Raw genomic sequence first — 25103 nt, 5'->3', positions numbered from 1 at the left:
CTACGCGGGCCTGGACAACGAGCTGTTCTACATGGACAAGACCATGATGGTCTTTGGCGATGCTAAAAAAGTAGTGGAAGATATGGGCAAGGCCATCGAATAGGCCGAGGTTCCGTCCTGGCCCGCGCTCTGCGGGCAAACCCTTACGGCGCCGCTCAGGCGCCGTTTTCGTTTTCATCCCAATCCGACTCCGGAGGAGACACATCCATGACCGATCGTCCCTGGCTCAGCAGTTACCCGCAAGGCGTGCCTGCCGACATCGACCCATCGCAGTACGCGTCGCTGGTCGGCCTCATGGAAGAGAGCTTCTCGAAGTACGCCGACCGCACGGCCTACAGCTTCATGGGCAAGGACGTGAGCTATGCCGAGACCGACAAGCTCAGCAAGGCCTTCGCGGCCTACCTGCAGGGCCTGGGCCTCGCCAAGGGCGACCGCGTCGCGGCCATGATGCCCAACTGCCCGCAGTACCCGATCGCGGTGGCCGGCATCCTGCGCGCGGGCCTGATCCTCGTGAACGTGAACCCGCTGTACACGCCGCGCGAGCTCGAGCACCAGCTCAAGGACTCGGGCGCGAAGGCGATCATCATCATGGAGAACTTCGGCGTCACGCTGCAGCAGTGCATCGCGGCCACGCCGGTCAAGCACATCGTGCTGGCCTCGATGGGCGACCGGCTCGGCTTCCTCAAGGGCGCGCTCGTCAACTACGTGGTGCGCAACGTCAAGAAGCTGGTGCCGGCCTTCAACCTGCCGGGCGCGGTGCGCTTCAACGATGCGCTCGACCAGGGCGCGGGCCGCACGCTGCAGACGCCGGCCATCGGCGCCGACGATGTCGCGGTGCTGCAGTACACCGGCGGGACCACGGGCGTATCGAAGGGGGCGGTGCTGCTGCATCGCAACGTGATCGCCAACGTGCTGCAGTCCGAGGCCTGGAACGAGCCGGTGATGCGCAAGGTGCCCGCGGGCCAGCAGCCCACGAGCGTGTGCGCGCTGCCGCTCTATCACATCTTCGCGTTCACGGTCGGCATGATGCTGAGCATGCGCACGGGCGGCAAGCTGATCCTGATCCCGAATCCGCGCGACCTGCCCGCGGTGCTCAAGGAACTGTCGAAGCACACGGTCCACAGCTTCCCGGCGGTCAACACGCTGTTCAACGGCCTGGCCAACCATCCCGACTTCAACACCGTCGACTGGTCGAACCTCAAGGTCTCGCTGGGTGGGGGCATGGCGGTGCAGGCCGCGGTCGCGAAGCTCTGGCTCGAGAAGACCGGCTGCCCGATCTGCGAGGGCTACGGCCTGTCCGAGACCTCGCCCTCGACCACCTGCAACCCGACCGACAGCAAGGCCTACACCGGCACCATCGGCGTACCGCTGCCGAGCACCTGGCTCAAGCTGCTCGACGACAACGGCAACGAGGTTGCGCTCGGCGAGCCCGGCGAGATCGCGATCAAGGGACCGCAGGTGATGGCCGGCTACTGGCAGCGCCCCGACGAGACCGCGAAGGTCATGACCAGCGACGGCTACTTCAAGAGCGGCGACATCGGCGTGGTCGACGAGCGCGGCTACTTCAAGGTGGTCGACCGCAAGAAGGACATGATCCTGGTGTCGGGCTTCAACGTGTACCCGAACGAGATCGAGGACGTGGTCGCGCAGATTCCGGGCGTGCTCGAATGCGCGGCCGTGGGCGTTGCCGACGAGAAGACCGGCGAGGCCGTGAAGCTCGTGATCGTGAAGAAGGACGAGTCGCTCACCGAGGCGCAGGTGCGCGAATATTGCAGAGCAAACCTTACGGGTTACAAGCAGCCGCGAATCGTAGAGTTTCGCACTGACCTGCCGAAGACACCGGTCGGAAAGATCCTGCGCAGAGAGTTGCGCGACGCCAAAAAGTAAGGGTTCGGCCCGGGTGGGGCCACGGCATCGATCTTGCATATTGCGGGTCGATGTTTCGCTTCCTCCTCACGCGCGTGAGCTTGCTGGTGCCGACCTTCTTCGGCATGACGCTGCTTGCCTTCTTCCTCATCCGGCTGGTGCCGGGCGACCCCATCGAGACCATGGCCGGCGAGCGCGGGATCGACCCCGCGCGCCATGCCGAGCTGCTCACGGCCTACGGCCTCGACAAGCCGGTGATCGTGCAGTACGGCATCTACATCGCGCGCGTGCTGCACGGCGACCTCGGCAAGTCGCTGATCACGCAGGAATCGGTGATGAACGAGTTCCTCGCGCTGTTCCCGGCCACCATCGAGCTCGCGATCTGCGCCATCGCGTTCGCGCTGTTGCTGGGGTTGCCCGCGGGCATCCTCGCCGCGGTGCGGCGCAACTCGATCTTCGACCACGGCGTGATGGCCACCTCGCTGACCGGCTACTCGATGCCGATCTTCTGGTGGGGCCTGCTGCTCATCCTCTTCTTCTCGGTGCAGCTCGGCTGGACGCCGGTCTCGGGCCGCATCTCGGTGCAGTACTACGTCGAGCCCGACACCGGCTTCCTGCTGCTCGATGCCTTGCGCGCCGGCGAGATCGACGCCTTCTGGTCGGCGCTGCATCACCTCGTGCTGCCGGCCGTGGTGCTGGGCACGGTGCCGCTGGCGGTGATCGCGCGCATGACGCGCTCGGCCATGCTCGAGGTGCTCGGCGAGGACTACATCCGCACCGCGCGCGCCAAGGGCCTGTCGCGCTTTCGCGTGGTGGGCCTGCATGCGCTGCGCAATGCGCTGATCCCGGTCGTCACGGTGATCGGGCTGCAGGTGGGCGTGCTGTTCACCGGCGCCATCCTCACCGAGACCATCTTCTCGTGGCCCGGCGTCGGCAAGTGGCTGATCGAGGCCATCGGCCGGCGCGACTATCCGGTGCTGCAGGGCGGCATGCTGCTGCTCGGTGGCATCGTGATGCTGGTCAACCTGCTGGTCGACGTGACCTACGGCGTCATCAACCCCCGCATCCGGCGCTGAATCCATGGCCTCGACCCACACCCTCGCGAACGCGGCCCCCGCCGCCTCGATGCCGCCCGGACCCTGGCGCGAATTCTGGAGTGCGTTCTCCGCCAACCGCGGCGCGGTGATCGGCCTCGTGACCATCGTCGTGCTGCTGCTGGTCGCGCTGCTCGCGCCGTGGATCGCGCCGCATGCGCCCAACCAGACCAACAGCGCCGTGTTCCTGCAGCCGCCGGCCTGGCAGCAGGGCGGCTCGCTCACCTACCTGCTGGGCACCGACGCCATCGGCCGCGACATCCTTTCGCGCCTGATGCACGGCGCGCGCCTGTCGCTGTCGATCGGCGTCGCGGTGGTCGCGCTCTCGGTGGTGGTGGGCGTGGTGCTCGGCCTGGTCGCGGGCTTCTTCCGCGGCGTGCTCGAGATCGCGATCATGCGGCTGATGGACATCATCCTCACGCTGCCGAGCCTGCTGCTCGCGATCGTGATCGTGGCCATCCTCGGGCCGGGCCTCATCAACGCGATGCTCGCCGTGGCCATCGTCGTGCTGCCGCATTACGTGCGCATCACGCGCGCGGCCGTCATCGCCGAGGTCTCGCGCGATTACGTGACCGCGGCGCGCGTCAGCGGCGCCGGCACGCTGCGCCTGATGTTCCGCGAGGTGCTGCCCAACTGCGCGGCGCCGCTGATCGTGCAGGCCTCGCTCGGCATCTCCACCGCCATCCTCGACGCGGCCGCGCTCGGCTTCCTCGGCCTCGGCGCGCAGCCGCCGTCGCCCGAGTGGGGCACCATGCTGGCCGACGCGCGCGAGTTCGTGCTGCGTGCCTGGTGGGTCGTGACCTTCCCCGGCCTCGCCATCCTCGCGGCGGTGCTGGCCTTCAACCTGCTGGGCGACGGTCTGCGCGACGCGCTCGATCCGAAGCTCAAGCGCTGAAGCAAGGGAACGCATCGATGCCTTTGCTCGACATCCAGGATCTGCACGTCGAATTCCCGACCCAGGGCGGCGTGATGCATGCGGTCGACGGCGTGAGCCTCTCGCTCGAGGAGGGCGAGGTGCTCGGCATCGTCGGCGAGTCGGGCTCGGGCAAGAGCGTGACCATGATGGCGCTGATGGGGCTGATCGGCTTCCCGGGCCGCGTGCGCGCCGACCACATGCGCTTCGCGGGCCGCGACCTGCTCGGCATCTCCGACAAGGCGCGCCGCGCGCTGGTGGGCAAGGAGGTCGCGATGATCTTCCAGGAGCCCACCACCAGCCTCAACCCCTGCTTCACCGTCGGCTTCCAGCTGATGGAGACGCTGCGCCTGCACCTCGGGCTCGACCGGCGCGCGGCGAAGAAGCGCGCCACCGAACTGCTCGAGCAGGTCGGCATCCCGGCCGCGTCGTCGCGCCTCTCGAGCTATCCGCACCAGCTCTCGGGCGGCATGAACCAGCGCGTGATGATCGCGATGGCGATCGCCTGCAACCCGCGCCTGCTGATCGCCGACGAGCCGACCACCGCGCTCGACGTCACGATCCAGGCGCAGATCCTCGACCTGCTGCGCGACCTGCAGAAGGAGCGCGGCATGGCGCTGGTGCTGATCACGCACAACATGGGCGTGGTCAGCGAGATGGCGCAGCGCATCGCCGTGATGTATGCGGGCCAGGTGATGGAGCAGCAGCGCGTGGACCGGCTGTTCGCGACGCCGCAGCATCCCTACACCGAGGCGCTCCTGGCCGCGCTGCCCGAACGCGCGCCGCCCGACGGCCGGCTCGCCACCATCGCGGGCGTGGTGCCCGGCGTGCACGACCGGCCCGCGGGCTGCCTGTTCGCGCCGCGCTGCGGCTACGTGACGACGCGCGCCTGCCAGGTGCGCCCGGCCCTGCGCGGCGTCGAGGCGCTGCCCGGCGCGCAGGTGCGCTGCCACTTCCCGCTCGGCGAGCCCGGGCGCATGGCCGCGATCGAGCGCGACCGGCCGCGCCTGCCGCGCGTCGAGGAGGCCGCATCGTGAGCGCCGCGGAGATCGTGATCGAGGCGAAGAACCTGCAGCGCATCTACGAGGTGCGCCGCGGTCTGTTCCGCCCGAGCGCGCAACTGCGCGCGGTGGGCGACATCTCGTTCCGGCTCGAGCGCGGCCGCACGCTCGCGGTGGTCGGCGAATCGGGCTGCGGCAAATCGACGCTCGCGCGCATGGTCGCGCTGATCGAGAAGCCGACGGCGGGCCAGCTCACGCTGGTCGGCCACGATGCCGTGAACCCGCCGTCCGAGCGGCGCCGCGAACTGCGCCAGGCCGTGCAGCTGGTGTTCCAGAACCCCTACGGCTCGCTCAATCCGCGCAAGAAGGTCGCGGCGGTGCTCGAGGATCCGCTCGCGATCAACACCACGCTCGGCAAGTCCGAGCGTGCCGCCAAGGCACGCGAGATGCTCGCGCGCGTGGGCCTGCGGCCCGAGCATGCCAACCGCTATCCGCACATGTTCTCGGGCGGCCAGCGCCAGCGCATCGCGATCGCGCGCGCCCTGATGCTCGAGCCGCGGCTGGTGGTGGCCGACGAGCCGGTGTCGGCGCTCGACGTGTCGATCCAGGCCCAGGTGCTGAACCTGCTGGCCGACCTGCAGGCCGAACTCGGCCTGGCCTACCTGTTCATCTCGCACGACCTCGGCGTGGTGCGCCACATCGCGCACGACGTGCTCGTGATGTACCTCGGCCATGCGGTGGAGCAGGGGCCGAAGGCGCGCATCTTCGAGCGCCCGCTGCATCCCTACACGCAGGCGCTGCTGGCCTCCACGCCGGGCCTCAGCAGCCAGCGCATCGTGCTCAAGGGCGAGCTGCCGTCGCCGCTGTCGCCGCCCACGGGCTGCGTCTTCAGCACGCGCTGCCCGCATGTCACGCAGCGCTGCCGCGACGAGCGGCCCGTGCTGCGCGAGCTCGACCAGCGGCGCGTCGCCTGCCACTACGCCGAGCGTTTTCTCGAAGGCGCGCCGGTGGTGCGCGCCGACCTGCCGTCGGCACCGCCGTTCGTCGCGCCCGTCGCGATGAATCCCTGAAACCCGCTTTCCGTTTTCTCCAACCCGTGTCTCAAGGAGTTCCCATGACGAACCGTTCCTTCCTCCCGCGCCGCGCACGACGGCTGGCGCTGCTGGCACCCGTGGCGATCGCGGCGCTGACCCTGGCCTGCGGCGCGGTGTCGGCCAAGACGCTGGTCTACTGCTCCGAGGGCAGCCCCGAGAACTTCTATCCGGGCATGAACACCACCGGCACCTCGTTCGACGTGACCACGCAGGTCTACAACACCATCGTCGAGTTCGAGCGCGGCGGCACCAAGGTCGTGCCGGGCCTGGCCGAGAAGTGGGACATCTCGGCCGACGGCACGGTCTACACCTTCCACCTGCGCAAGGGCGTGAAGTGGCACACCACGAGCAAGAGCTTCAAGCCCACGCGCGACTTCAACGCCGACGACTTCATCTTCATGATCGATCGCCAGTGGAAGGAGAGCGATCCCTTCTTCAAGGTCACGAGCCAGAACCACTCCTACTTCAACGACATGGGCATGCCCAAGCTGCTGAAGTCGGTGGACCGCGTCGACGACTACACGGTGAAGATCACGCTCAACCAGGCCGAGGCGCCGTTCCTCGCCAACCTCGCGATGCAGTACGCGGGCATCCAGTCGAAGGAGTACGCGATCGCGATGCTCAAGGCCGGCACGCCCGAGAAGGTCGACCAGGACCCGATCGGCACCGGTCCGTTCTACCTCGTGCAGTACCAGAAGGACGCGATCATCCGCTTCAAGGCCTTCCCGCAGTACTGGGGCGGCAAGGCCAAGATCGACGACCTCGTGTTCGCGATCACGCCCGACGCCTCGGTGCGCTGGGCCAAGCTGCAGAAGGGCGAGTGCCACGTCATGCCCTACCCGAACCCGGCCGACCTCGACGCGATCCGCAAGGATCCGAACGTGCAGGTGCTCGAGCAGCCGGGCCTGAACGTCGGCTACCTCTCGTACAACACGACGAAGAAGCCCTTCGACGACGTGCGCGTGCGCAAGGCCATCAACATGGCGATCAACAAGAAGGCGATCATCGACGGCGTCTACCTCTCGACCGGCGTGGCCGCGAAGAACCCGATCCCGCCGACCATGTGGTCCTACAACGATGCGGTGAAGGACGACCCCTACGATCCCGAGGCCGCGAAGAAGCTGCTGGCGCAGGCCGGCTTCCCCGACGGCTTCTCGACCGACCTGTGGGCCATGCCGGTGCAGCGGCCCTACAACCCGAACGCCAAGCGCATCGCCGAGCTGATGCAGGCCGACCTCGCCAAGATCAACGTCAAGGCCGAGATCAAGAGCTTCGAATGGGGCGAGTACCGCAAGCGGCTGCAGGCCGGCGAGCACCAGATGGGCATGCTGGGCTGGACCGGCGACAACGGCGACCCCGACAACTTCCTCTACACGCTGTTGGGCTGCGCCTCGGCCAAGTCGGCGAGCGGCAGCAACATCTCGAAGTTCTGCTACCAGCCCTACGAGGACATCGTGGTGAAGGCCAAGAGCGCGACCAAGCAGGCCGACCGCGACGCGCTCTACAAGAAGGCGCAAGTCATCTTCAAGGAGCAGGCGCCGTGGTTCACCATCGCGCACGCGGTGCAGCTCAAGCCGGTGCGCAAGGAAGTGATCGACTTCAAGCTCAGCCCCTTCGGCCGCCACACCTTCTACGGCGTGGACATCAAGTAAGCGGTGGGGGCCACCGCACCCATCGCGATCGTCGCGGCGATGCACGAGGAGCTCAAGGCGCTCCTCGCGCTGATGCCCGACGAGCAGCGCGTGCGCGTCGCGGGCCGCGACTTCTGGGTCGGCCACCTGCAGGGCCAACCCGTGGTCGCGGTGCTGTCGCGCATCGGCAAGGTCGCGGCCGCGGTGACGGCCACGCTGCTGCTCGAGCGCTTCGGCGTGCGCGCCATCGTCTTCAGCGGTGTGGCGGGCGGGCTCGCGCCGGGCGTCGAGGTCGGCGACGTGGTGGTGGCGACCGAGCTGCTACAGCACGACATGGATGCCTCGCCGCTCTTTCCGACATACGAAGTGCCCTTGATGGGCCTGGCGCGTTTCAAGGCCGATGCGGCGATCGGCGATGCACTGGCGGCCGTGGCCGAGCAGACCCTGCGCGATCCCGTGGCCTTGGTGGGGCAGGGCGCCGTCGACGAGTTCGGCCTGCGTTCGCCGACCGTGCATCGCGGCCTGCTGATCAGTGGCGACCGCTTCGTCGCGACAGCGGCCGAAAGCGAGGCGCTGCGCCGCGCGCTGCCCGATGCGCTGGCGGTGGAGATGGAGGGCGCCGCGGTGGCGCAGGTGTGCCATGACTACGGCGTGCCCTTCGCCGCGATGCGCACGATCTCGGACCGTGCCGACGACGAGGCCCATGGCGACTTCGCGCGCTTCGTCGCCGAGGTCGCGAGCCGCTACAGCCTCGCGCTGGTCGGCGCCTGGCTTGCTGCCGGGTCGACTACTTGAGCCAGCCGCGCCGGCGGAAGTACCACATCGGCACCAGCGCGCTCGCGGCCATCAGCACGATGGCGTAGGGATAGCCCATGGCCCAGTCGAGCTCGGGCATGAACTTGAAGTTCATGCCGTAGATGCTCGCGATCAGGGTCGGCGGCAGCAGCGCGACGCTGGCCACCGAGAAGATCTTGATCGTCTTGTTCTGGTTGATGTTGATGAAACCGACGGTCGCATCCATCAGGAAGTTGATCTTGTCGAACAGGAAGGCCGTGTGGTTGTCGAGCGATTCGATGTCGCGCAGGATCTGCCGCGCTTCCTCGAACTGCTCGGCATTGAGCATCTTGCTGCGCATCATGAAGCTGACCGCGCGGCGCGTGTCCATCACGTTGCGGCGGATGCGCCCGTTCAGGTCTTCCTGGCGCGCGATGGCGCCCAGCACCTCGCCCGCGAGCTCGTCGCTGACGTTGCCCGAGAGCACCTTCTTGCTGGCGGCCTCGAGCTCGTCGTAGATGTTCTCGAGCGAGTCGGCCGAGTACTCGGCGTCGGCGTCGAAGAGCTTGAGCATCACTTCCTTCGCGTCCTCGATCAGCCCCGGGGCGCGGCGCGCGCGCATGCGCAGCAGGCGGAACACGGGCACGTCCTCGTCGTGGATCGAGAACAGCACGCCGCGGCTGCGCAGGTCGGTGTTGTGCTGGTTGAGGATGAAGGCGACGCGCACCGCGCGCGGGGCTTCGTCGTCGTCGATCAGGAAGTCGCTGCGGATGTGCAGTTCGCCGTTGTCCTCTTCATAGAAGCGCGCCGATTCCTCGATGTCCTCGTCCATCGCGTCCTCGGGGATCGAGAGGCCGTAGTACTGCTTGATCCAGCGCTTCTCCTCGAGCGTGGGCGATTCGAGGTCGACCCAGATCGGCTGGAAGCGGGAGAGCTCCTCGAGGGCCTCGATCTCTTCCTGGACGAGGCGGCCGTTGGCGAGCGTGAAGATATTGAGCATGGCTCACTCCCGAGAAATGGCTGGGGCGATGGGGCGGACGGGCGGGGGACGAGAAAGAGGGGCGCTTTCAAATCCCGGAGCCGGTCGGCCGGGCTCAGCCGGGAGTTGAAAGCTGCCGAGACGGGGCGGTTTCCATGATGCGGTCTCCAGTTGCAGCGAGGCGCGATTATGTCATCGGCGAATGAGCGCAGAGTTGGCTGGACTGGACGAACATCCAGTAGAGTGGCGGCCATGCCGAGCGCCGCGTCCCCCGTCTTTTCCCATCCGCCGGCGACCCAGGCCGAGCGCCTCGCGGCCGCCCTTGCGAGCCTCAACGACGAACAGCGCGCGGCGGTCGAGCACGGGGTGGAGGCGCTGGCCGGTGGCGCTCCGGACGCGGCCGATGCGGGCCCGCTGCTCGTGATCGCCGGCGCCGGCTCGGGCAAGACCAGCACGCTGGCGCACCGGGTGGCGCACCTGATCGCGCGCGGGGTCGATCCGCAACGGCTGCTTCTCTTGACCTTCTCGCGCCGCGCCGCGCAGGAAATGGCGCAGCGCGCCGGCCAGGTGCTCGCGCGCGTGCTGGGGCTGCAGGCCCACACCGCGCCCGCGCTGCCCTGGGCCGGCACCTTCCACGGCATCGGCGCGCGGCTGCTGCGCGAGTACGCCGCGCAGATCGGGCTGGACGACAACTTCACCATCCACGACCGCGGCGACGCCGAGGACCTGATGGGGCTGGCGCGGCACGAGCTCGGCTTCTCCTCGAGCGCGCGCCGCTTTCCGCACAAGGGCACCTGCCTGTCGATCTATTCGCGCTGCGTGAACACGCGCGCGCCGCTCGAGTCGGTGCTCAGGCAGTCCTTTCCGTGGTGCGCAGAATGGGGCGTCGAGCTGCAGCAGCTGTTCGGCGCCTACGTCGAGGCCAAGCAGCAGCAGAACGTGCTCGACTACGACGACCTGCTGCTCTACTGGGCCGGCATGATGGAGGAGCCCACGCTGGCGCGGCACCTGGGCGAGCGCTTCGACCACGTGCTGGTCGACGAGTACCAGGACACCAACCTGCTGCAGGCCGCGATCCTGCTCGCGCTCAAGCCCGACGGGCGGGGCGTGACGGTGGTGGGCGACGACGCGCAGTCGATCTATTCGTTCCGCGGCGCGACGGTGCGCAACATCCTCGACTTCCCCTCGCAGTTCTCGCGGCCGGCGCGCGTGGTCACGCTGGAGCGCAACTACCGCTCCACCCAGCCGATCCTCGACGTGTCGAATGCGTGCATCGCTCATGCGGCCGAGCGCCATGCCAAGACGCTGTGGACCGACAAGCCCTCGGCCGGGCGGCCGCAGATCGTGCGCGTGCCCGACGAGGCCCAGCAGGCCTGCTGGGTGGCCGACCAGGTGCTCGCGCACCGCGAGGGCGGGCTCGCGCTCAAGTCGCAGGCGGTGCTGTTCCGCACCTCGAGCCACAGCGCGCCGCTCGAGCTCGAACTGGCGCGCCGCAACATCCCGTTCGTGAAGTACGGCGGGCTCAAGTTCCTCGAGGCCTCGCACGTGAAGGACCTGCTCGCGGTGCTGCGCTTCGCGCAGAACCCGCGCGGCCGCATGGCGGGCTTTCGCGTCACGCAACTGATCCCGGGCATCGGGCCGGCCACCAGCGCGAAGCTGCTCGATGCGATGGACCAGGCGGCCGACCCGGCCATCGCCCTGCGCGACTTCGTGCCGCCGAGCGCCGCGCGCGCCGAATGGGCCGCCTTCGCCGAGGCCTATGCCGCGCTGCGCGCGCCGTCGCTGGCCTGGCCGGCCGACGTGGGCATCGCGATGGAGTGGTACCTGCCGCACCTCGAGCGGCTCTACGACGACACCGCGGGCACGCGCCGCGGCGACGTCGAGCAGCTGGTGCACATGGCCTCGGGCTACGCCTCGCGCGAACGCTTCCTCACCGAGCTCACGCTCGACCCGCCCGAAGCCACCAGCGACCGGCCCGGGCCGCCGCTGCTCGACGAGGACTACCTGATCCTCTCGACCATCCATTCGGCCAAGGGGCAGGAGTGGAATTCGGTCCACGTGCTCAACGTGGTCGACGGCTGCATGCCGGCCGACGTGGCGCAGAGCGCGCAGGAGCTCGAGGAGGAACGGCGCCTGCTCTACGTGGCCATGACCCGCGCCCGCGACCACCTGCACCTGCTGGTGCCGCAGCGCTTCTACATCCCGCAGCAGGCCGCGCGCGGCGACCGGCATCTGTATGCCAACCGCAGCCGCTTCATTCCCGATGCCGACCTCGCGCGCTTCGAAGCCCGGACCTGGCCGCCCCCGCCGCCTCGCGCGCCCGCGGTGCCGCCGCCGGCCGCGGTGATCGACCTGCGCAACCGGATGCGCGCCGCCTGGCGCTGAAGGGCGCCCGGCCCTTTCCCCAGCAGGGACATGCGCGGGTGGCCGCGAAAGATGGGCGCGGCAGCAATGGTTCGCAACGCGGCCCGCAGCATGCGGGGCCGCTGGGGCCTGCTATGGAAGAAATAGCTGAGCATGCGGCGCGGCCCGCCAGCCCGTCATCCGGGCATCCCCCGGTATTGCAATACCGTGACAGCTTGGGCATAGTGAATCGACCTTCTCCTCTCCCGCACCTCTCCTTCTTTCCCCTCTCCCCCTTTCTTCTCCCAGCCCCACAACCGTTTTCGCCGGCCGCGCTGCATCCGCAGCGATGGTCATTTCCCCAACCGTCAATTCCAGGAGGTCATTCATGAATTTGACGATCAGCGGTCATCACCTCGACGTCACCCCTGCCTTGCGCACCTACGTCACGAGCAAGCTGGACCGGGTCATCCGACATTTCGATCAGGTGGTCGATGTGAAGGTGATCCTCACGGTGGAAAAGCAGAAGGAAAAGGAACGCCGGCAACGGGCCGAGTGCAACATCCACGTCAAGGGCAATGACATGTTCGCGGAGTCGAGCCACGCTGATCTCTATGCCGCGGTCGATGAACTGGTCGACAAGCTCGATCGCCAGGTGGTGCGCCACAAGGACCGCCTGCAGGACCATCACCACAGCGCGCCCAAGCGCCTGATGTAGGAAGAAGCGGGTTCCCGGCTGTCGCGCCGGAGACTCTCGAAGCCGCCTCCGGGCGGCTTTTTCATGGGCTTTCCCGACTGCCCATCAAGGGTTTGAAGGGCCTCTGTCGAGGGAAGCGAGGCCTGCGGGCAACATGTAACCAGAAAGTAGATAAGCGGAGTGGGGGTTTTTACCAAGCAGGTGCATAATCGCCCCCGCTCTGACCCACCATGAATCGTCTCGCGTCCATCCTGCCGCCCGCTCAAGTGCTCGTGAGCGTTGACGCCACCAGCAAGAAGCGTGCTTTCGAGGAAGCCGGCTTGCTGTTCGAAAGCCTTCACGGGCTGGGCCGCGCCCTGATCACCGACAGCCTGTTCGCGCGCGAGCGCCTCGGCTCCACCGGCCTCGGTCATGGCGTCGCCATTCCGCATGGTCGCATCAAGGGCCTCAAGGCCCCGATGGCCGCGGTGTTCCAGCTCGCGAACCCGATCGGCTTCGATGCCCCCGACGAGCAGCCGGTCGGCCTGCTGATCTTCCTGCTGGTGCCCGAAGCCGCCACGCAGAAGCACCTCGAAATCCTCTCCGAGATCGCCGAGCTGCTGAGCGACGCCGGCCTGCGCGAGCAGATCAAGTCGAGCACCGACGCGGCCGCGCTGCACGGCCTGATCGCCGGCTGGCACTCCACGCAAGTCGCCTGAGCCCATGGCTCGGGGCGTGGCTGCTGCTAAGCTGCGCTGCCTTTCCTCCCGTTCCCCTCACCTCCGAAGAAGCGGTGCCGCGCGCCGCGCCCTGAACGCATGAAGCCGACCGTCATCAGCGCCGATGCCATGTTCGAGGAGTTCCGCGGCTCGCTGCGCTGGGAATGGCTCGCGGGACTCGGCGCGTCCGAGCGCCAGTTCGATCCCGAAGTCATCAGCCGCGCCCAGTCGGCCGCCGACCTGGTCGGCTACCTCAACTACATCCACCCGTACCGCGTGCAGATCCTCGGCGCGCGCGAGGTCGCCTACCTGACGCGCGGCAGCCCCGAGGACACCGCGCGGCGCATCGCCCGCATCGTCACGCTCGAGCCGCCGATGCTGGTGCTGGCCGACGGGCAGGCCGCGCCCGACGAGCTGCTGTCGATCTGCGAGCGCGCCCAGTTGCCGCTGTTCGCCACGCGCGAATCCTCGGCCTTCGTGATCGACCTGCTGCGCGCCTACCTGTCCAAGCACTTCGCCGAGCGCACCTCGATGCACGGCGTGTTCATGGACATCCTGGGCATGGGCGTGATGATCACGGGCGAGTCGGGCCTCGGGAAGAGCGAGCTCGGCCTCGAGCTGATCTCGCGCGGCAACGGCCTCGTGGCCGACGACGCGGTCGATCTCTACCGCATCAACCAGAACACCATCGAGGGCCGCTGCCCCGACCTGCTGCTCAACCTGCTCGAGGTGCGCGGCATCGGCCTGCTCGACATCCGCGCGATCTTCGGCGAGACGGCGGTGCGGCGGAAGATGCGGCTCAAGCTCATCGTGCACCTGGTGCGGCGCGACAGCTTCGAGCGCGACTACGAGCGCATGCCCTCGACGCCGCTCACGCAGGACGTGCTGGGCATCCCGGTGCGCAAGGTCATCATCCAGGTGGTGGCGGGCCGCAACATCGCCGTGCTGGTCGAGGCCGCGGTGCGCAATTCGATCCTGCAGCTGCGCGGCATCGACACCTATGCCGATTTCGTGGCGCGCCACCACAAGGCGATGGAAAGCGCGCGCGACGCGGACTAGCTCAGCGCTTTTTGACGCAGTCGCCGCACAAGCCGTAGAGCGACATGGCGTGGTCCTGCAGGATCCAGCCCTTGTCCTTGGCCACCAGCTGCTGGCGGCGCTCGATCTCGGCGTCGTAGAACTCCTCGACCTTGCCGCAGGCGGTGCAGATCAGGTGGTCGTGGTGCGTGCCTTCGTTGAGTTCGTAGACGGCCTTGCCGCTCTCGAAGTGGCTGCGCTCGAGGATTCCGGCCTGCTCGAACTGGGTGAGCACCCGGTAGACGGTGGCCAGGCCGATGTCGGAGTGCTCGTTGAGCAGCACGCGGAACACGTCCTCGGCGGTCATGTGGCGTTGGCCGCCGGTCTGGAAGATTTCCAGGATCTTCAGCCGCGGCAGGGTGGCCTTGAGGCCGGTGTTCTTGAGTTCGTCGATATTGGCCATGATGGTTCCTGCGCCCTGGGCAGCCAAAGGCCCCGGAAGGGGCCAGCCGCTACAATGGCCGATCATATCGCTACCCCCTTTTCCCCCAATGCCTGCCATTTTCCAACGCCGTCCCTGGCTGCTGGCTGCGGCCGTTGCCGTCACCCTGGGCCTCGGTGCCTGCAGCGGTATCAGCGAGCGCTCGCGTGGCGCGCTGGCGGCCGTCACTCCCTACAAGGTCGAGGTGGTCCAGGGCAATTTCGTGTCCAAGGAACAGGTCGCCGCGCTCAAGACCGGCATGTCGCGCCAGCAGGTGCGCGAGATCCTTGGCACCTCGCTGCTGACCGACATCTTCCATTCGAACCGCTGGGACTACGTCTTCACGATCCGGCGCCAGGGCGTGGAGCCGCAGGAACGCCGCTTCACCGTCTTCTTCAACGGCGAGCAGCTCGAGCGCTGGGAAGGCGGCGACATGCCGAGCGAGGAAGAATTCGTCGCCACGCTCGACACCCGCAAGAAGACCGGCAAGGTGCCGCCGCTCGAGGCCACGGAAGAAGAACTCAAGAAGTTCGACCCCAAGGGCGACCGGAAAGCCACCGACACCGAGAGCAAGGCGCCCGCCACGCTGCCCCCGCTGCCGGCCGCCTACCCGCCGCTCGAGGCCGCGCGCTAAAAGCGGCGCCCGGCCGGCGCGCCGAACCTGGCTTGGCGCGGCGGCGCGGTTCCCTCATCCACCGTCCCCACCGTCCCTAGACGGCAAGCAAGCCCGAATCCGCGTGACCGACTCCAACACCACCACCTCCTCCTCCACGCCGGCCGCGCGCCGGGTTGCCGTCGCCGGCGCGTCGGGCCGCATGGGCCGCATGCTGATCGAGGCGGTCCGCAACGCCCTCGACTGCCGCCTGGCCGGCGCGCTCGACGTGGCCGCCAGCCCCGCCATCGGCAGCGACGCGGGCGCCTTCCTCGGCTTCGCCAGCGGCGTGGCCATCCAGGCCGACCTGCGCGCGGGCCTGCAGGACGCCCAGGTGCTGATCGACTTCACGCGCCCCGAGGGCACGATGGCCCACCTGGCCGTCTGCCGCGAGCTCGGCGTGCAGGCCGTGATCGGCACCACCGGCTTCAGCGACGCGCAGAAGGCCGAGATCGCCGAGATCGCGAAGGACATCGCGATCGTCATGGCGCCCAACATGAGCGTGGGCGTCAACGTCACCTTCAAGCTGCTCGAAATGGCAGCCAAGGCGCTGTCCACCGGCTACGACATCGAGATCGTCGAGGCCCACCACCGCCACAAGATCGACGCCCCCTCGGGCACCGCGCTCAAGATGGGCGAGGTCATCGCCGACGCGCTGGGCCGCGACCTCAAGGAATGCGCGGTCTACGGCCGCGAAGGCGTGACCGGCGAGCGCGACCCGTCGACCATCGGTTTCGCCACCGTGCGCGGCGGCGACATCGTCGGCGACCACACGGTGCTGTTCGCCGGCACCGGCGAGCGCATCGAGATCGCCCACAAGTCCTCGAGCCGCGCCAACTACGCGCAGGGCAGCCTGCGCGCGGTGCGCTTCCTGGCCGACCAGCGCGCCGGCCTGTTCGACATGTTCGACGTGCTCGGCCTGCGCTGAGACGGCTCCCCCTTCGCCATCCCCGACGATGAGCGTCCTCGAACTGCTGACCCACGGCGACGGCGTCAGCCGCTCGGTGGCCGCGTTGCTGCTCGCGATGTCGGTCTCGAGCTGGGTCGTGATCCTCTGGAAGGGCTGGCTGCTGCGCGGCGGCACGCGCGACGTGCTGCGCAGCATCGCGGCCTTCTGGCAATCGACCAGCCTCACCGAGGCGGAACAGCGGTTGCAGGCCTTCGACCGCTCGGCGCTGGTGCTGCCCACGGTCGCGGCGCTGCGCCAGGCCGTGGCCTCCCGGACGCAAGACGCCGCCACCCTCGGCGCCGCGGGCGACCGCAACCAGCGCCTCACGCGCGTGCTGCGCGAGGCGCTGCACGGCGCGCTGCGGCGGCTGCAGGCCGGGCAGATCCTGCTCGCCACGGTCGGCGCCACGGCGCCCTTCGTCGGCCTGCTCGGCACGGTCTGGGGCATCTACGGCGCGCTCGTGGGCATCGCGGGCCAGGCCGGCGGCTTCACCATCGACAAGGTGGCCGGCCCGGTCGGCGAAGCGCTGGTGATGACCGCCTTCGGCCTCGCGGTGGCGATCCCGGCCGTGCTGGCCTACAACGTCTTCGGCCGTGTCATCGGCCGCGTCGAGGCCGAGCTCGAAGGCTTCGCCCACGACCTGCTCGGCAGCTTCGGCGAAGCGCCCGCGGCGGTACCGGCCCCGCCGCCGCCCGCGCGGCCGATGCCGGTCTGAACCGCTTCGCCCCCATGGCCTTCGGACGCACCTCGCTCGGCAGCAGCTCCGCCGGCGGTGGCCGTGCCACCGGTGCCGGCGGCCAGCGGCCGCTGTCCGACATCAACGTCACGCCGCTGGTCGACGTGATGCTGGTGCTGCTGGTGATCTTCATCATCACGGCGCCGCTGATGGCCAGCTCGATCAAGCTCGACCTGCCGCAGACCGATGCCGGCCAGCCCAACGACACGCCGAAGTTCGTGAGCCTGTCGGTCGACGCCTCGGGCAAGGTCTTCCTCAACGACCAGCCCGTGACCGACGAGGAACTCGCGATCCGCCTCGAGAAGGCCGCCGCCGACAGCAAGGACACCGAGGTCCAGCTGCGCGCCGACCAGACCGTGCCCTACGGCCGCGTGGTGGCCCTGATGGGCATCGCCAACAAGGCGGGCCTGAGCCGCATCGGCTTCGTCACCGAGGCGCCGCCGCCGTCGACGCCGCGCTGACGCCGGCCGGCGCCGGGCTCAGCCCAGCACCACGGGCTTGGTCTGCCAGATGTCGTGCGCGTACTCGGCGATCGTGCGGTCCGACGAGAAGGCGCCCATGCCCGCCACGTTGAGGATCGCCATGCGCGTCCAGGCATCGGCATCGCGGTAGAGCGCGTCGACCTCGGCCTGCTTCGCGACATAGCTCGCGTAGTCGGCCAGCAGCAGGTAGTGGTCGCCCCAATTCACGAGCGCGTCGTAGATGCCCTGGTAGCGCGCCGGTTCGGCCGGCGAGAAGGCGCCGTCGCGGATCGCGTCGAGCACGCGCCGCAGCTCCTCGTTCCCGTCGTAGATGTCGCGCGGCTGGTAGCCGCGCGCGCGGATCTCGGCCACCTCGGGCGTGGTGTTGCCGAAGATGAAGATGTTCTCGGGCCCGACGTTCTCTCGCATCTCGACGTTGGCGCCGTCGAGCGTGCCGATGGTCAGCGCGCCGTTGAGCGCGAACTTCATGTTGCCGGTGCCCGAGGCCTCGGTGCCGGCGGTGGAGATCTGCTCCGACAGGTCGGCCGCCGGCATGATGATCTCGGCCAGGCTCACGCTGTAGTTCGGCAGGAACACCACCTTCAAGAGCTTGCCCACGCGCGCGTCGGCGTTGATGGTGGCGGCCACGTCGTTGATGAGCCGGATCACCTGCTTGGCCATCACGTAGGCCGAGGCCGCCTTGCCCGCGAACACCACCACGCGCGGCACCATGTCGACGCTGCCGCCCGCGGCCTGGGCGTCGAGAATGCGGTGGTAGCGCGCGATCACGTGCAGCACGTTGAGCAGCTGGCGCTTGTACTCGTGGATGCGCTTGACCTGCACGTCGAACATCGCGTCGGTGTCGACCACGATGTTCATGTGCTGCTCGATCCAGTTGGCCAGCCGCAGCTTGTTCTCGCGCTTGGCGTGGCGGAAGGCGCGCACGAAGGGCGGCTGCGTCGCCATCGGCCGCAGCGCCTCGAGCTGCGAGAGATCGCGCCGCCAGCCCTTGCCCAGCCGCTGGTCGAGCAGCGCGGCCAGCGGCGGGTTGGCCTGCGCGAGCCAGCGCCTGGGCGTGACGCCGTTGGTCTTGTTGTTGAAGCGCTCGGGAAAGATCTTCGCGAAGTCCGCGAAGATCGACTGCTTCATCAGCTCCGAGTGCAGCCCCGACACGCCGTTGATCGAGTGGCTCGCGAGCACCGCCACGTAGGCCATGCGCACGCGGCGCTCGCCGGCCTCGTCGACCAGCGAGAGCCGGCGCATCAGCTCGACGTCGTTGCCGTGCGTCTGCGTCACGGTGGCGAGGAAGCGCGCGTTGATGTCGTAGATGATCTGCAGGTGGCGCGGCAGGATGCGCCCGAGCATCTCGACCGGCCAGGTCTCGAGCGCCTCGTGCATCAGCGTGTGGTTGGTGTAGCTGAACACTTTCTGCGTGTGGGCCCAGGCCGTGTCCCAGGGCAGGCCGTGCTCGTCGAGCAGCAGGCGCATCAGCTCGGGCACCGCGAGCACCGGGTGCGTGTCGTTGAGGTGGATGCTGACCTTCTCCGAGAGCCGGTCGAAGCTGGTGTGGTTGCGCAGGTAGCGCCGCAGCAGGTCCTGCACGCTGGCGCTGCAGAAGAAGTACTCCTGGTGCAGCCGCAGCTCGCGGCCCGAGGGCGTGGAGTCGTCGGGATAGAGCACGCGCGAGACGTTCTCCGAGTGGTTCTTGCTCTCCACCGCCGCCATGTAGTTGCCGCGGTTGAAGGCCGAGAGGTCGATCTCCTCGGTGGCGCGCGCCGACCACAGGCGCAGCGTGTTGGTGGCCTGCGTGCCGTAGCCCGGGATGATGGTGTCGTAGGCCACGGCGCGCACGTCGTGGGTGTCGACCCAGTCGGCCGCGCCGTAGGGCGCGTTGGTGCCCTCGCGCTTCTGCACGCGGCCACCGAAGCGCACGCGGTAGTTGACCTCGGGCCGCTTGAATTCCCAGGGATTGCCGCGCGTGAGCCAGTAGTCGGGCGTCTCCACCTGCTGGCCGTCGACGATGCGCTGGCGGAACATGCCGTACTCGTAGCGGATGCCGTAGCCCATGCCCGGCACGCCGAGCGTGGCCATCGAGTCGAGGAAGCAGGCCGCGAGCCGGCCGAGGCCGCCGTTGCCGAGTGCCGCGTCGGGCTCGCGCTCGGACAGCGCCTCCATGTCGACGCCGAAGTCGGCCAGCGCGTCGCGCACGGTGGCGTGCAGGTCGACCGCGAGCAGCGCGTTGGTGAAGGTGCGCCCGATCAGGAACTCCATCGACAGGTAGTACACGCGCTTGAGGTCCTGCGCATAGTTGGCGCGCGTGGTGGCCATCCAGCGCTCCACCAGCTGGTCGCGCACCGCGAGCGCGGTGGCGTAGAGCCAGTCGTCCTGGCTCGCGGCCACGGGGTCCTTGCCGACCGCGTAGATCAGCTTGTTGGCCACGGCGCGCTTGAAGGCCGCGACATCGCGGTCGGGATGGTCGTAGGCGAAGTCTTCGATCGTCATGGTGGGTGTGTCTTGTGTGCGGGTTGAACGGATGCCTGCGCCTTCTTCAGTGGGGCAGGGGCGTCGGTGCCTGGGCCGCGGCCAGTGCCTGCCGGTACACGGCCACGTACTGCGCGGCTGCGGTGGCCCAGTCGGCGGGGCGCCGCATCGCATGGCCGCGCACGCGCCGCCAGTCGGGTGCGCGCTGGTAGAGCGCGAAGGCGCGGCGTACCGCGCGATCGTAGTCCGCCGAGTCGAAACGGTCGAACACGAAGCCGGTGGCCTCGCCGCTGGCCATGTCCTCGAGCGTGCTGTCGACCACCGTGTCGGCCAGCCCGCCGACGCGGCGCACCAGCGGCAGGCTGCCGTACTTGAGGCCGTACATCTGCGTCAGGCCGCAGGGTTCGAACAGCGAGGGCACGAGGGTCACGTCGCCCGCGCCGAAGAGCTGGTGCGCGAGCGTCTCGTTGTAGCCGATGGTGACGCTGACCGCGTCGGGCGCGGCGGCCGCGCGCTGGCGGAACGCGTCTTCCAGCCAGGCCTCGCCGCTGCCCAGCAGCGCGAGCTGGCCGCCCTGGGCGAGCAGCGCGTCGAGGCCCTGCAGCACCAAGCGCAGGCCCTTCTGTTCGGTGAGCCGGCTCACGAGGATGAACAGCGGCGCGTCGGGCCGCGCGGCCAGCCCGAGCTGGTGCTGCAGCACGGACTTGCAGCGCGCCTTGCCCGCCATGTGGCGGCCCTCGGGCGCCTGGTAGCCCTGCACCAGCGCCGGGTCGGCGGCCGGGTTCCAGACCTGGTCGTCGACCGCGTTGAGGATGCCGTCGAGCACGCCGCCGCGCTGGCGCAGCAGGCCGTCGAGGCCGCAGCCCTGGTCGGGCGTCTGGATCTCGCGCGCGTAGGTCGGGCTCACGGTGGTGAGCCGGTCGGCATAGGCGAGCCCGCCCTTCATGAACGAGAGCTGGCCGTGGTATTCGAGCCCGTTCATCTGGAAGGCCGGCGCGGGCAGGCCGAGCTCGGGGAAGTGCCAGGGCGCGAACAGGCCCTGGTAGGCGAGGTTGTGGACCGTGAAGACGCTGCCCACGCGCGGCCCGTCGACGCCGCGCGCGAAGGCCATGTAGGCCGGCGCGAGCCCCGCGTGCCAATCGTGCGCATGGACCACCTCGGGCAGCCAGGCCGGATCGAGCCCCTGCGCGAGCCGGGCCGCGGCCCAGCCCAGCAGCGCGAAGCGCCGGTGGTTGTCGCCGTAGGGTTGCCGGTTGGCGTCCTCGTAGGGATTGCCGGGCCGGTCGAACAGCGCGGGTGCGTCGACCACGTAGGCCGGGATCGGCGGCGCACCGTCGATCTCGATGCGCCCCTCCAGCAGCCCGAAGCGTTCGCCCCAGGGCGCCGAAAAGGCCGCGACCGGCGCGAGCCCGCGCACGCCCGCCACGATGGCCGGGAAGCCCGGCAGCAGCACGCGCGCGTCCTGGCCCGCGGCCATCAGCGCGAGCGGCAGCGCGCCGGCGACGTCGGCCAGGCCGCCGGTCTTGAGCAGGGGGAAGAGTTCGGCGCTGACCTGGAGGACTCTCATCGGCGGCATCAGGCGGCGGGCGCCGCGGAGCGCTCCGCCAGCCGCTTGAGCATTTCGCGCGTGACCAGCACCACGCCCGTTTCGGTGCGCTCGAAGCGCGCGGCATCGGCCTCGGCGTCCTCCCCGATCACCATCTCGTCGGGGATCACGCAGGCGCGGTCGATCACCACGCGGCTGAGCCGGCAGCCGCGCCCGACCTCCACGTCGGGCAGCAGCACCGCCTCGTGGATGGTGCAGAACGAATGGATGCGCACGCCCGAGAACAGCACCGAGCTGCTGACCTGCGAGCCCGAGACGATGCAGCCGCCCGAGACGATGGTGTTGACCGTCATGCCATGGCGGCCGTCGTGGTCGAGCACGAACTTCGCCGGAGGCAGCTGCCGCTGGTAGGTCCAGATCGGCCAGTCGGTGTCATAGATGTCCAGCTCCGGGGTGATCGACGCGAGGTCGAGGTTGGCGGCCCAGAATGCATCAATCGTGCCCACGTCGCGCCAGTAGGCCTTGGCATCCGGCCCGCGCGCGGCGCGCGTGACGCAGGACATGCCGAAGGGATGCGCGAGCGCCCGGCCCTCGGCCACCGCGCGCGGGATGATGTCCTTGCCGAAGTCGTGGCTGGAGTTCGGGTCGCGGCTGTCTTCCTCGAGCAGCTTGTAGAGGTAGGCCGAATCGAACACGTAGATGCCCATGCTGGCCAGCGCCACGTCGGGATGGCCCGGCATCGCGGGCGGGTCGGCCGGCTTCTCGAGGAAGCTGGTGATGCGGCGGCTGTCGTCGATCGCCATCACGCCGAAGGCCGTGGCCTCCATGCGCGGTACCTCGATGCAGCCCACGGTGCAGCCGGCGCCGCTCTCGGCATGGTCCTTGACCATGATCGAGTAGTCCATCTTGTAGATGTGGTCGCCCGCGAGCACCACCACGTAGTCGTGCGGCGTGGAGCGGGTCTGGATGATGTCGAGGTTCTGGTAGACCGCGTCGGCCGTGCCGCGGTACCAGTGCTCGTCGCCCATGCGCTGCTGCGCGGGCAGCACGTCGACCATCTCGTTGAGTTCGGCGCGCAGGAAGCTCCAGCCGCGCTGCAGGTGGCGCATCAGCGAATGCGACTTGTACTGCGTGACCACCGCCATGCGGCGGATGCCCGAGTTGAGGCAGTTGGAGAGCGCGAAATCGATGATGCGGAACTTGCCGCCGAAATACACGGCCGGCTTGGCGCGCCGGTCGGTCAGCTGCTTGAGCCGGGAGCCGCGTCCGCCGGCCAGCACCAGCGCGATGGTGCGGCGCACGAGCTGGTGCGATTGCAGTGGCGCGCCGGGGGCGGCCGCGGGGGTCTTGGGGTCCATCCTGTGTCTCCGTTCGTTCGTGTGTCGTCAGAGTTTCTGTACGTGCCTGTGCCCGCTCGGGCCCTTGCACACTAGCACCGCCGCGCGGCGCGGGCTCCTACGTTGTTGCAATCCAGAGGCTCGAGGGCGGTATCTCGACCTCGGTGGCGTTCACCACCGAGGGCTCGGGGCCCGGGTCGATGGCGGGGTCGCTCGCGAGGACGCAGCGCCAGGCGCCGGGCGGCAGGCGGAACGGCTGCGCCCGCGCGCCCGCGTTCACGAGCAGCAGCCAGGCCGGCGCTGCCTTCGGTGTGGCTGGGGGGGGGGTCGATGTCGGTGTCTCCTTGGCGGTGCCTGCCTCCAGGCTGCCGAACAGGATTGCAAGGGCCGTGCCGCCTTCCCAGTCCGGCGACTGCATCGGCGTGCCATCGGGCCGCAGCCAGCGGATGCCGGCCGTGCCCGGCGCGGGATCGGCCGGCCACCAGCGCGTGCCGCGCAGCACCGGTGCCGCGCGCCGCAGCGCGGCCAGCCGCGCCACGAAGGTGCTCAGCCGAGCCGGCTCGCCGGCCGGATCGGTGCTGCCGACCCAGTGCAGCCAGGTGGTCTCGTTGTCCTGGCAGTAGGCGTTGTTGTTGCCGTGTTGCGAGTGGCCGATCTCGTCGCCGGCCAGCAGCATCGGCGTGCCCTGCGACAGCATCAGCGTGGCCAGCAGCGCGCGCGAGAGCCGCAGCCGTTCGGCCCGCACCGCGGGGTCGTCGCTCGGGCCTTCCACGCCGCAGTTGCGGCTCAGGTTGTGGCCATGGCCGTCGCGGTTGTTCTCGCCGTTGGCCTCGTTGTGGCGCGTGTCGTAGCTCAGCAGGTCGCGCAGCGTGAAGCCGTCGTGCGCGGTCACGAAGTTCACGCTCGCGGCGGGCGAGCGCCCGTCGTGCGCGAACTGCGCGCTCGAGGCCGCGAAGCGGTGCGCGAAGTCGCCGAGGCCCGCGCGCCCCTCGCGGTCCTGGCGCAGCCAGAAGCCGCGCTGCGTGTCGCGGAAGCGGTCGTTCCATTCGAGCCAGCCCGGCGGGAATTCGCCGAGCCGGTAGCCACCGGGCCCGATGTCCCAGGGCTCGGCGATCAGCAGCGTGCGCGACAGCAGCGGGTCCTGCGCGATGGCCGCGAAGAAGGGCGCGCGAGGGTCGAAGCCAGTGGCCGTGGCGCGGCCCAGCACTGGCGCGAGGTCGAAGCGGAAGCCATCGACCCCCATCTCGCCGGCCCAGAAGCGCAGGCTGTCCATCACGAGCTGCAGCACGCGCGGCTCGCCGAGGTTCAGGCAGTTGCCCGTGCCGGTCCAGTTCTCGTAGAGCGCGCGGTCGTCGGCGCGCAGGTGGTAGTAGAGGGCGTTGTCGATGCCGCGCAGCGACAGCGTGGGGCCGAGCTCGTCGCTCTCGGCGCTGTGGTTGTAGACCACGTCGATCACCAGCTCCATGCCGCGCGCATGCACCGCGTCGGCCAGCGCGCGGAATTCGCCGGCCGGCGTGGTGCCGGGGCGGCCGCTCCAGTAGCGTGCCTCGGGCGCGAACCAGCCGATGGTGTTGTAGCCCCAGTGGTTCGTGAGGCCCATCGCGAGCAGCCGTTCCTCGTCGGCGCGGTGCTGCACCGGCATCAGGCTCAGGGTGGTGACGCCCAGGCGCTGCAGGTGGTCGAGCACGGCCGGCTCGGCGAGGGCGGCGTAGCTGCCGCGCAGGGGGGCGGGGACGGCGGGGTGCAGCTTCGTGTGGCTGCGGACGTGGAGCTCGCAGATGACGCGGTCGGTGGCGGGGATGCGGGCGTGGCCTGGGGCTCGAGTGGTCGATGGGGACACCACGCGGGCCTTGAGGGCGATGCTGGCGTTGTCCCGTGTGTCGCGCTGCGTCGGGTCTGCGGCGGCGTGGCCGTGGAAGAGGTCGCTGCCGTCGTAGCTTCCGACGATCTCGCGGGCGTAGGGGTCTAGCAGCAGCTTCGAGGGGTTGAAGCGGTGGCCGTCGCTCGGGGACCAGGGGCCGTGGACGCGGTAGGCGTAGACGAGGCCGGGGCGGGCGCTGGGGAGTTGGCCGTGCCAGATGCCGTCTGTGAACTCGGGGAGCTTGAGTCGCTGCTGTTCGTGGGCGCCTGTGGGGTCGAAGAGGCAGAGTTCTACCTTTTCTGCGTGGGGGGCTGCCAGGGCGAAGTTGACGCCTGTCTGGGTTGCCGTGGCGCCTAGGGGGTGTGAGGTTCCTGGGTTCAGCACGATGGGTGAGGCTTTCTCTTGCTGAGGCTGGAGCCGGGAATTCGCCCCGGCGGGCGAGTCACTTTCTTTTGCTTCGCCAAAAGAAAGTAACCAAAGAAAAGGCGACCC

At 69.1% G+C, this 25103-nt stretch carries 22 protein-coding genes; 16 read left to right on the top strand and 6 right to left on the bottom strand.

From position 1 onward, the window contains the following. The 8 genes from KV106_RS39305 to KV106_RS39270 form a co-directional block, all read left to right on the top strand. The coding region (locus KV106_RS39305; RefSeq protein WP_261217836.1) for an NAD(P)(+) transhydrogenase (Re/Si-specific) subunit beta at nt 1–103 on the top strand (103 nt) is incomplete at its 5' end. A 104-nt stretch (nt 104–207) separates the two neighbouring features. Beyond that, the gene (locus KV106_RS39300) at nt 208–1887 is read left to right on the top strand and encodes a long-chain-fatty-acid--CoA ligase (protein WP_261217830.1); all 1680 of its coding nucleotides are present in this window, start codon (nt 208–210) and stop codon (nt 1885–1887) included. Nucleotides 1888–1937: 50 nt separating this feature from the next. Then, complete coding sequence (locus tag KV106_RS39295) at nt 1938–2942, top strand: ABC transporter permease subunit (RefSeq protein ID WP_261217828.1); 1005 nt, start codon at nt 1938–1940, stop codon at nt 2940–2942. Between the two features lie 4 nt (nt 2943–2946). After that, nucleotides 2947–3855 (top strand): ABC transporter permease subunit, encoded by a 909-nt coding sequence (locus KV106_RS39290; RefSeq protein WP_261217826.1) that lies wholly within the window; start codon nt 2947–2949, stop codon nt 3853–3855. A 17-nt stretch (nt 3856–3872) separates the two neighbouring features. Continuing rightward, nucleotides 3873–4910, top strand: a complete 1038-nt coding sequence (locus tag KV106_RS39285) for an ABC transporter ATP-binding protein (RefSeq protein ID WP_261217824.1) — start codon at nt 3873–3875, stop codon at nt 4908–4910. Next, on the top strand, nt 4907–5944 hold the full coding sequence (locus KV106_RS39280; protein WP_261217822.1) for a peptide ABC transporter ATP-binding protein: 1038 nt from the start codon (nt 4907–4909) through the stop codon (nt 5942–5944). The genes KV106_RS39285 and KV106_RS39280 overlap by 4 nt, the downstream gene beginning before the upstream one ends. A gap of 44 nt (nt 5945–5988) precedes the next feature. Beyond that, nucleotides 5989–7620 (top strand): ABC transporter substrate-binding protein, encoded by a 1632-nt coding sequence (locus KV106_RS39275; protein ID WP_261217820.1) that lies wholly within the window; start codon nt 5989–5991, stop codon nt 7618–7620. A gap of 39 nt (nt 7621–7659) precedes the next feature. Further along, entirely contained in the window at nt 7660–8394 is a 735-nt protein-coding gene (locus KV106_RS39270) for a 5'-methylthioadenosine/adenosylhomocysteine nucleosidase (protein WP_409976605.1), read from the top strand. Here the strand turns inward: KV106_RS39270 and corA are convergent. Next, on the bottom strand, nt 8387–9373 hold the full coding sequence (gene corA, locus KV106_RS39265) for a magnesium/cobalt transporter CorA (protein ID WP_057593823.1): 987 nt from the start codon (nt 9371–9373) through the stop codon (nt 8387–8389). The genes KV106_RS39270 and corA overlap by 8 nt on opposite strands. Before the next feature lie 231 nt (nt 9374–9604). Here corA and KV106_RS39260 point away from each other — a divergent pair, with 231 nt between their 5' ends. The 4 genes from KV106_RS39260 (at nt 9605) to hprK (ending at nt 14149) form a co-directional block, all read left to right on the top strand. Beyond that, nucleotides 9605–11737 (top strand): ATP-dependent helicase, encoded by a 2133-nt coding sequence (locus KV106_RS39260; protein WP_261217817.1) that lies wholly within the window; start codon nt 9605–9607, stop codon nt 11735–11737. 346 nt (nt 11738–12083) lie between these two features. After that, entirely contained in the window at nt 12084–12413 is a 330-nt protein-coding gene (gene hpf / locus KV106_RS39255) for a ribosome hibernation-promoting factor, HPF/YfiA family (protein WP_057593826.1), read from the top strand. Nucleotides 12414–12622: 209 nt separating this feature from the next. Continuing rightward, nucleotides 12623–13090: a PTS sugar transporter subunit IIA gene (locus KV106_RS39250; protein ID WP_057593827.1), complete on the top strand. Its 468-nt coding sequence runs from the start codon at nt 12623–12625 to the stop codon at nt 13088–13090. A 99-nt stretch (nt 13091–13189) separates the two neighbouring features. Next, nucleotides 13190–14149 (top strand): HPr(Ser) kinase/phosphatase, encoded by a 960-nt coding sequence (hprK, locus tag KV106_RS39245; protein WP_057593828.1) that lies wholly within the window; start codon nt 13190–13192, stop codon nt 14147–14149. A gap of 1 nt (nt 14150) precedes the next feature. On the opposite strand, the gene fur is transcribed toward hprK, so the two are convergent. Next, complete coding sequence (fur, locus tag KV106_RS39240) at nt 14151–14570, bottom strand: ferric iron uptake transcriptional regulator (RefSeq protein WP_057593829.1); 420 nt, start codon at nt 14568–14570, stop codon at nt 14151–14153. Nucleotides 14571–14658: 88 nt separating this feature from the next. Between fur and KV106_RS39235 the strand changes: the two genes are divergently transcribed. From KV106_RS39235 to KV106_RS39220, 4 genes are all read left to right on the top strand, one after another. Continuing rightward, nucleotides 14659–15222, top strand: coding sequence for an outer membrane protein assembly factor BamE (locus KV106_RS39235; RefSeq protein WP_057593830.1), 564 nt, complete (start codon nt 14659–14661; stop codon nt 15220–15222). A 103-nt stretch (nt 15223–15325) separates the two neighbouring features. After that, a complete protein-coding gene (gene dapB, locus KV106_RS39230; RefSeq protein ID WP_409976604.1) occupies nt 15326–16168 on the top strand; it encodes a 4-hydroxy-tetrahydrodipicolinate reductase in 843 nt (280 codons plus the stop codon). Between the two features lie 28 nt (nt 16169–16196). Then, complete coding sequence (locus tag KV106_RS39225; RefSeq protein WP_261217810.1) at nt 16197–16904, top strand: MotA/TolQ/ExbB proton channel family protein; 708 nt, start codon at nt 16197–16199, stop codon at nt 16902–16904. 14 nt (nt 16905–16918) lie between these two features. Beyond that, the gene (locus KV106_RS39220; RefSeq protein WP_057593832.1) at nt 16919–17386 is read left to right on the top strand and encodes an ExbD/TolR family protein; all 468 of its coding nucleotides are present in this window, start codon (nt 16919–16921) and stop codon (nt 17384–17386) included. Between the two features lie 18 nt (nt 17387–17404). On the opposite strand, the gene KV106_RS39215 is transcribed toward KV106_RS39220, so the two are convergent. The 4 genes from KV106_RS39215 to glgX form a co-directional block, all read right to left on the bottom strand. After that, nucleotides 17405–19888, bottom strand: coding sequence for a glycogen/starch/alpha-glucan phosphorylase (locus KV106_RS39215; RefSeq protein ID WP_057593833.1), 2484 nt, complete (start codon nt 19886–19888; stop codon nt 17405–17407). A 46-nt stretch (nt 19889–19934) separates the two neighbouring features. After that, complete coding sequence (gene glgA, locus KV106_RS39210) at nt 19935–21434, bottom strand: glycogen synthase GlgA (protein WP_261217806.1); 1500 nt, start codon at nt 21432–21434, stop codon at nt 19935–19937. 8 nt (nt 21435–21442) lie between these two features. Then, on the bottom strand, nt 21443–22771 hold the full coding sequence (glgC, locus tag KV106_RS39205) for a glucose-1-phosphate adenylyltransferase (RefSeq protein ID WP_057593834.1): 1329 nt from the start codon (nt 22769–22771) through the stop codon (nt 21443–21445). A gap of 97 nt (nt 22772–22868) precedes the next feature. Then, entirely contained in the window at nt 22869–24995 is a 2127-nt protein-coding gene (gene glgX, locus KV106_RS39200) for a glycogen debranching protein GlgX (RefSeq protein WP_261217804.1), read from the bottom strand. Nucleotides 24996–25103: the final 108 nt, after the last annotated feature.

This window comes from Variovorax endophyticus, assembly GCF_025376855.1.
Classification (GTDB): Bacteria; Pseudomonadota; Gammaproteobacteria; order Burkholderiales; family Burkholderiaceae_C; genus Variovorax.
The sequence above is the reverse complement of the archived record's forward strand: the minus strand, read 5'-3'. Positions and strand labels throughout refer to the sequence as shown.

Excerpts from the sequence above, each read along its gene's own strand:
- KV106_RS39300 (WP_261217830.1), top strand. The coding sequence starts at position 208 with ATGACCGATCGTCCCTGGCTCAGCAGTTACCCGCAAGGCGTGCCTGCC.
- KV106_RS39295 (WP_261217828.1), top strand. The coding sequence starts at position 1,938 with ATGTTTCGCTTCCTCCTCACGCGCGTGAGCTTGCTGGTGCCGACCTTC.
- KV106_RS39290 (WP_261217826.1), top strand. The coding sequence starts at position 2,947 with ATGGCCTCGACCCACACCCTCGCGAACGCGGCCCCCGCCGCCTCGATG.
- KV106_RS39285 (WP_261217824.1), top strand. The coding sequence starts at position 3,873 with ATGCCTTTGCTCGACATCCAGGATCTGCACGTCGAATTCCCGACCCAG.
- KV106_RS39275 (WP_261217820.1), top strand. The coding sequence starts at position 5,989 with ATGACGAACCGTTCCTTCCTCCCGCGCCGCGCACGACGGCTGGCGCTG.
- KV106_RS39270 (WP_409976605.1), top strand. The coding sequence starts at position 7,660 with ATGCACGAGGAGCTCAAGGCGCTCCTCGCGCTGATGCCCGACGAGCAG.
- corA (WP_057593823.1), bottom strand. The coding sequence starts at position 9,373 with ATGCTCAATATCTTCACGCTCGCCAACGGCCGCCTCGTCCAGGAAGAG.
- KV106_RS39260 (WP_261217817.1), top strand. The coding sequence starts at position 9,605 with ATGCCGAGCGCCGCGTCCCCCGTCTTTTCCCATCCGCCGGCGACCCAG.
- hpf (WP_057593826.1), top strand. The coding sequence starts at position 12,084 with ATGAATTTGACGATCAGCGGTCATCACCTCGACGTCACCCCTGCCTTG.
- KV106_RS39250 (WP_057593827.1), top strand. The coding sequence starts at position 12,623 with ATGAATCGTCTCGCGTCCATCCTGCCGCCCGCTCAAGTGCTCGTGAGC.
- hprK (WP_057593828.1), top strand. The coding sequence starts at position 13,190 with ATGAAGCCGACCGTCATCAGCGCCGATGCCATGTTCGAGGAGTTCCGC.
- fur (WP_057593829.1), bottom strand. The coding sequence starts at position 14,570 with ATGGCCAATATCGACGAACTCAAGAACACCGGCCTCAAGGCCACCCTG.
- KV106_RS39235 (WP_057593830.1), top strand. The coding sequence starts at position 14,659 with ATGCCTGCCATTTTCCAACGCCGTCCCTGGCTGCTGGCTGCGGCCGTT.
- KV106_RS39225 (WP_261217810.1), top strand. The coding sequence starts at position 16,197 with ATGAGCGTCCTCGAACTGCTGACCCACGGCGACGGCGTCAGCCGCTCG.
- KV106_RS39220 (WP_057593832.1), top strand. The coding sequence starts at position 16,919 with ATGGCCTTCGGACGCACCTCGCTCGGCAGCAGCTCCGCCGGCGGTGGC.
- KV106_RS39215 (WP_057593833.1), bottom strand. The coding sequence starts at position 19,888 with ATGACGATCGAAGACTTCGCCTACGACCATCCCGACCGCGATGTCGCG.
- glgA (WP_261217806.1), bottom strand. The coding sequence starts at position 21,434 with ATGAGAGTCCTCCAGGTCAGCGCCGAACTCTTCCCCCTGCTCAAGACC.
- glgC (WP_057593834.1), bottom strand. The coding sequence starts at position 22,771 with ATGGACCCCAAGACCCCCGCGGCCGCCCCCGGCGCGCCACTGCAATCG.